Consider the following 7,155-nt stretch of genomic DNA (forward strand, 5'->3'; position numbering starts at 1 on the left):
AACCGGCAACCGTTAATAGCGGTTCTAGGGTTCAAATCCCTATCCCTCCACCACCTTGATACGAAAGGAGGAACTGAGAAATCAGTTCCTCCTTTTGTTTTTGAAACTAGTTGTATTAGCGCCAGCGTCGGCACCATCAGTTGAAGTTTTTTTTTCGTACCATAGATAACAACTTTATCGATTGTCGCCAATAGCAGCTGTTTTATCGCCTCTCTATCACCATTATCAATAAGTTGCTTAGATGAAGCGATAAAAACGTCAATAGCATTATCGCTAAACTTTAGAGCTGGGATTTCCTGATGCTTCTTGAGATTTCCAATCTTCGCATTTATATTGTCTATCTCAGTTTGCCGCTCGTTGATGTATTCATTTAACACACTTGAGTTGAATACGTTACCGTTTGATATCTCATCTAGAAACCTCCTTACGCCTAGTTCTAGTTTGGATTTTTTAGCTTTTAACGATGACATAGAATGTCCGTTATCTTTAGACCGATCATTGGCTATTTTTCTTAGCTTGTCTTTACAATCCACGATTGATTCCTTTGTAAGTACTTTCGCCATGAAAATGTCGATAATCTTCTTTTCAAGTTCATCTTTGGCTATATAACGGGAATTGCAAGACTTTGCGCTTTTATTAATTTTGTTATGGCAAGCGTAGTATTTATATTTACCACTTTTACCACTAACTAGCACTAACCTTGATTTACACTCCCCACACGATAGAATGCCGGTCAAAAGACTTTTAGACTGATATGATTTTGAACTCCGGTTACTCAAAACTCTTGAAGCCAAGCCACTTTGCACTGAATTAAATAATTTTTTATCTATTACTCTAGGAATCTTTACTATTATTTTCTCGGTTTTTCCTAATGAACCGGACTTAGAGTTGAATATGTAATCTCCATAATATGCTGTGTTATTTAATAATTTACTTATAGTTTGGGTCGTCCACCTTCTCCCTCGAATTGTTAAACCGCTATCATTTAGATGGGAAGCAATCTTCTTTATTCCAAATGGCTTCCCATTAGTACCATTTAAAGATAGTTTAAAAATAGTCTTTACTATTTCAGCTTCTTCACCCTCAACCTCTAACTTCTTTCTCTTACCTGCGGTACCTCCTTGAACTTCCACAGACTTATAACCAAAAGGAATAGGTCCACCTGTAAAGAACCCTTTTCTTGCAGTATCGGCTAGACGATGGCACACAGTTCTAGCTGTTTGCCTGCTATTCTGTTCGTCAATTAACCCAACAAATGCGAGCATCAAGGCATTTGAATCAGGGTCCTCAGGGAGCGGTTCAGAAGTGGAAAGTAGGCTGATATTTTTATCTCTTAACTGCTTAATTCCTTGTTGTTGACCAAGCAGAGTACGGCTGAACCTAGATAGTGCATAAACGACTACAGCATCTATAATTAACTGGTCATTTTTGATGTTTGACAAAAGTCGGTTAAACTCTTTTCGGGTTGCACCGTTATATGCACTTACTCCTTCATCTATGTACCAATCAACTACAGTATGCCCATTGTCGTTTGCCCAAGACTCTATCGACAAACGTTGTCCGTCCAATGAGTCCCCACTAGTGACTTGAGATTGGCTAGATACTCTAATGTAAGCCGCGATATTCATATGTTGTTTCTCCCTTTTTTATATGAAATTTGACTACCAGATTTTGGTTTTAATACAATATTTTGGCTGATTAGCTTAAAAATGGCTTCGATAGGAAGCTTTTTGTTTTTCGAGATAAACATTTCCATATGTATATGGTTCATTCTGAATTTAATTATCATAATTATTCCTCATTAATCATTCGATACGATACTGAGCACTAGATATAACTAATATATGAGAAATTAAATATTATCAATAAAGATGAATTGAGGGGGTATCTAGCTTGCCTTTGATAGGGAATTACTAATTGTGCCACTAAAGGTTTTTTAATATAAATAATAAGGTCATTGTTATCACGTAGTTAATATAAATAGTTTAAATATTATCGTGGCACAACTTGTCTATATTAAATAAAAGTTCTATGAAAATTAAATTTAATGAAGAGGTGTATAGAAATATTAGTCATATTAAATGTTGTTAACATAACAAAATATTCTTAATGGTGATCAAGTGCCGAATAAATTTTTGTTATGTAAACAGCTGTAGTGCCTTTCTACTTGCGAGGTATTGACTGGGAAAGATCATAGTACCGCACTATTAGTGCCCGTAACATTTTTGGTAATGCTCAGGCCTATAAAGTGACATAGTGTAATCACTCACTCTCGCGCTGCATACGATTAGCGTACAATGCCGTTATGTTATGAGTTTCCGTTGATTAAGGGGTCTAGTAGCTTTGCTGGTCTAGTAGGGATAGGTGATACTTACAGGGTGATTCTGCGGTCTAAAAACTTAGTTAAGTTATTGACCTATACACAGAGCATGATGTATGTAGGTGGTGCTTTGTGGTTTGGTGGTGGATGACCTTACCGATATAGTGGAAAGAGTCTCATTTTTTGGTTTTCACTATCTAATAACACGACAGAGATTTCCTTATATGCATCAAATGTTTGTTGGTGTTTGAGAAAAGTGAGATACTGGATGTATATCAGGTATGTACAGAGAGATCGAACTTGAAGAAGAGAAAGAAAATAGTCGGGATACGTTCAATTGTAGAATCAATATTGAACCCTAAGGTGTTTGTATTTGGCAATAAAAAAAAGGCCACTGTTGACAATTTTTATGAGTACCTATTTGAGGGGAAAACAGAATTTTTTGACCAAGTAATGCAAATATTATTAGAAAAACCAGACATATTTTCTCTTCTCAATCAAAGTCCATTAACATTAGATGCCGTATTTTCGAAACAAATATTGAACTATGAAGACTTAACGTTAGAAAGAGCGATACAGCTGTATCGAGTTATCATAGTCAGTCAGATAGATAATATTAAATATTTTCAGAATGCACAACAACGTGTTGAATCTCTTTTTGTTAAGGGTATGTATGATGAAATTGAAGATATTTTAAACGATTTAGATGAAAAACTCGGTCAATCTATTTGGTCTATTAATATAAGATTTTCTATATACGCAGCTGCAAAGAAATATGAAAAGATTGATAGTTACCTAGAGCTAATAAAAAGAAAAAATGCTAACTCATCATTCCAAGATATTGTAAGGGTATGTGCATGGAAATCGCAGAGTTACGATTCTAATCTCATTATTGAATCCATGGTTAGAAGAGCAAACAAGGAATTTATCGAAGGTGGTGCATTACAACTAGCTGCTTTTCATTCAATTATGTCTCTCCCATACCCAATTTATGATGATGTAGATCTTATATATAGTATAAAACGGCTACAATTCCTTCCTCTTATTGACCTATATGAATCAATGATCAAACTCACGTCGTATTCATTAACAAATGATGAATGCGAAATATTTTATATCGATGAATTCATAAAATTATTTAGAGTGTTGAATGACGAAATAGGCTCAAATAGAATATCAAACCTTCTTAACGCTTTAGAAGAAAAAGAAATCGCTGTTGATTTGGAACTGAGTGACCCAGAAGTTGTGGCCTACTCTGAGGGTCGCTATCAAGACGTTATTGATCTAGTTGAAGGGAATTGGCAAACATCTGAAACTTTGATTACTAAAGTTAACATATATGCAAAGTCATATATTCATACCAAATCAAAACCTGAAGGATTACCGACTTTCCTCAAGGAGGTTATTCTACAATTGATCTCGATATACTCATTGAGTGAGGCTAACCGTTCAGTTTTATCACTATTAAATTTATCTATCAAGTATTCAAGCTTTGAGGTTTCTGATCATTTATTGATAAGCATACACAAATCAGCACCATTCTTTTTTGATATAGACAAGAAAGAAAAAATAATCACGAAGTCTAAGTTTTTAAATCTTCCTTTAACGCCCTTAGCAAACAACTTGCACAAAAGGCCATATCTTTATGTAACAAAGTTATCTGACGATGCTCCTCTGCACTTGAAATCGAAAAAAAGAGCCATAGAAGCTTTAATCGACAGTGATGAAGACCAAGATAAATATTTAGATGAGTTCTACAGTCTGGCTCCTATCAAAAAAGATGCTATTGAACTGAATGTTGAAAATAAGCTTTCTTTGACTGACTGGAATGGATTGATTGTTTATGCCGCAAATGAGTTAATAAAGAACTCTAATGCTAATGTTTGTTTACCTTTAGAGTCTATAGCGAAGTATATTGATGAAAACTGCATATATACATTGGATTCTGTTATATGCAGCTACTTTTATCGAGAGTTTTCAAAAGATAATAATAGTGAGATTCTAAATGAAGTCTTCGAAGAATATATACTCTCTTTAGATCTAGAAAGACCGAGCGAAATAATTTGTGAAGAATTGGATGAAAAGACCTTTTTTTTACTAAAAACGATATCAAAAGTAGACGTTATGGAATACTTAGGATGCTTTGACGATAATAATGACCTTAATATCGAAAGAATTAATATCCTTAACAAATTAGTGGCATATAAATATTGTACTCAATCTGAGGTAGACAAAGAGTGCAAGGACATTTTTGATGATATTTTGATCGAAGGTGGTGCGGCGAAATTTAATGATTCAAAGATATTCGTAGATACCAAGTATATATTGGAAAAGAAAAGGTCTGATATTGAGTCTTTGTTGATTCAGTATGATTCGGATATAAATGCTATGTCCAATAGCGATGACGTTCTTTATAAAATCGAATCGATGACAATTCCAAAAGGAAGTAAAAACGAATCAGTCACAAGGTTGATAAATCTACTGTTGATAGAGTTCATGAACAATCCAGAAGTGGGTCTAGACAAGAATTTGAGCTCCGAGATTAGACATGGTTTTTTTGGCAACTTATTATGCTCTAAGTTACAAAATAGAAAGTTATTAACTGAACTTGGTGATGATGGAAAGTATAGTTCAAACTCATATTGGTTAGAATACTATAGTATGATAAGTAGTACTATTACGAACGATATTGATGAAATACTAGTCAAGTTTAGCCACGATTTTAATAATCTTATCGAAAATGCTGAACAGTGGATGAAGGTTTCTTTAAATGGTGATGACGAAGAGCGATTATTCAGTTTTTCAATAACTCTAGATGAATTTGAGTTGATAAAGAAGTTTATTGACCAGAATAAGAACTCTGCCGATAATGTAGCCAACTATATTTTTTCAGTATTTCATAAGAAATTGACTGTGTGTTTAACTAGGGTAAAAAGAAAGCTCAATGAAACCTTGATAAACAAAATCGACGAACTTTTTTCTGTTCTTATTGATGATATAACCGATGGAAAGAGACGTACATCAATGAGCGATTTGCTTTCTGAAATTCGAGTCGCAAATACTGAGGTAAAAGAAGATATAAGAACAGTTTGTGAGTGGTTTTCTTTTAAGAAAGATTTAGGTTTTAGCTCTTTTGAAATTCGTCAAGCAATTTTATTATCAGAGCGGTGTTTTAACCAGATAAACAACTGTGATATCAAGATAGAAGTGATTAATGAAACTGAATCAACGATCACAGTCCGCGGCGAACATCTTTATGCCATAGTGTTTATGTTAATTAACTGCTTTAACAACAGTTATAAGTATTCATCTCGTTCTAGCGAAGTGTATGTTCATATATCTGAGTTACATGAGGAAGGGTTTAGACTCTGCATCAAAAATGAAATCTGCGAAGGGACCTACGAAAAACTTAGTGATGGTCTGTTGAGTGAGATTGTTTGTGATTTGAGGGATATGAGCAAAAACGACTTGCTTACAAACGAAGGTGGCTCCGGTTTATATAAATCTTTGCATGGTTTACGGGTAGTATCAAATAGATACAACCTAGTCCCATTCATCGAGCCCGATAAGTTTTGTGTTGAGGTTACATATGACTAAAAGAATCTTAGTAGTAGAAGATAATGAATATAAAAGAAAACGTATTGTAGAATTATTAACAGCAGATTTTCCTGATGTTGAAGTAAGTGAGTGCTATTCATTCACTTCAGCTTGGAAGGCTATGACCAAAAAACATTACGATCTAGTTTTACTTGATATGAGTTTACCTACGTTTGATAAGAGTGAATCTGAGTCAGGTGGAACATTCCGAGCTTTTGGTGGCAAGGAGTTAGCAAGAAAGATAGTTAGACGAAAGATCGAATCTAAGTTTATCTTTGTTACACAATACAAAAACTTTAGTGATAGCGTTAATTCATACTCATTTACAGACTTAAAAAATGAGCTACTGAGTGACTATTTAGATGACTGTTTTGGCTTTATTTTGTATAGCAACAGCCAAAGTGAATGGAAAGAATATTTAAGTAATTCTATAAGAGAAGCAATTAAGTGAAAGTTTTAATCGTTGATGATAATAAGTCTAGATGCTCGGAAATAATAGATTTGATATCAAATTCTACTCATATAAGCGAAGGCGATATATATTTCAGTCATTCAGGTGATTGTGCTAAGAGAAAATTGAGAAACATGCATTTTGATTTGTTGATTCTTGATGTCGTATTACCACGACGAAATGAGTCGCCAAGCCCTCAGATTGGTTTAGAATTACTTAAACAAATAAAGAAACGACCTACCTTTAAAAAGCCAGATAAGATTGTTGGAATAACCGCTCACGTAGACGATATCTCAGCATTTAGAACAAGCTTTGATGAACACTGCGAAGTTATAATTGAAGCATCGCATAGAAATAATGACTGGAAAGCAAAGATACTCAACTGTATAGATTTTGAAGGACAGAAAAAGCTATCACGCTATGCTAGTGATAAAGGCGTTACTTGCATCACGGTTCACGGTATTAGGACTAGAGGTTGTTGGCAAGAAAAACTGAAGAAAGCCGTTATGTCCAAAGTGGATTCAGTTAACTTTGAGTCTTATAAATTTGGTTATTTTACGGTCATTTCTTTTCTTATTCCATTCTTAAGAAATATTCAAATATCTCGATTTAAGAAAGCTTTACTAAAATTGTCTGATGACAACAAGAAAATCATTATCTTTTGTCATAGCTTCGGTACTTATATAGTTGTCAATGCAATAGAGCAGCTTTTGAAGGAAGGTCATAGTATAATGCGTATTTCGGTGATTGCGATCGCTCGTTTCGGTTTATTCCGATCACTTGATCC

At 34.2% G+C, this 7,155-nt stretch carries 3 protein-coding genes and 1 pseudogene; 3 read left to right on the forward strand and 1 reads right to left on the reverse strand.

The features are described 5' to 3' along the window. The coding region (locus AB6E30_RS22185; RefSeq protein WP_372105285.1) for a recombinase family protein at positions 1-1,628 on the reverse strand (1,628 nt) is incomplete at its 3' end. 992 nt (positions 1,629-2,620) lie between these two features. Here AB6E30_RS22185 and AB6E30_RS22190 point away from each other — a divergent pair. The 3 genes and pseudogenes from AB6E30_RS22190 to AB6E30_RS22200 all read left to right on the forward strand — a co-directional run. Further along, on the forward strand, positions 2,621-5,917 hold the full coding sequence (locus AB6E30_RS22190; RefSeq protein WP_372105287.1) for a hypothetical protein: 3,297 nt from the start codon (positions 2,621-2,623) through the stop codon (positions 5,915-5,917). After that, positions 5,910-6,368 (forward strand): response regulator, encoded by a 459-nt coding sequence (locus AB6E30_RS22195; RefSeq protein ID WP_102546254.1) that lies wholly within the window; start codon positions 5,910-5,912, stop codon positions 6,366-6,368. Before AB6E30_RS22190 ends, AB6E30_RS22195 begins: the two co-directional genes overlap by 8 nt. Next, a pseudogene (locus AB6E30_RS22200) lies at positions 6,365-7,155 on the forward strand (response regulator); the annotation flags it as partial. The gene AB6E30_RS22195 and the pseudogene AB6E30_RS22200, both read left to right, overlap by 4 nt.

Source organism: Vibrio sp. 10N.247.311.12, assembly GCF_041467515.1.
Classification (GTDB): Bacteria; Pseudomonadota; Gammaproteobacteria; order Enterobacterales; family Vibrionaceae; genus Vibrio; species Vibrio crassostreae_C.

Excerpts from the sequence above, each read along its gene's own strand:
- AB6E30_RS22195 (WP_102546254.1), top strand. The coding sequence starts at position 5,910 with ATGACTAAAAGAATCTTAGTAGTAGAAGATAATGAATATAAAAGAAAA.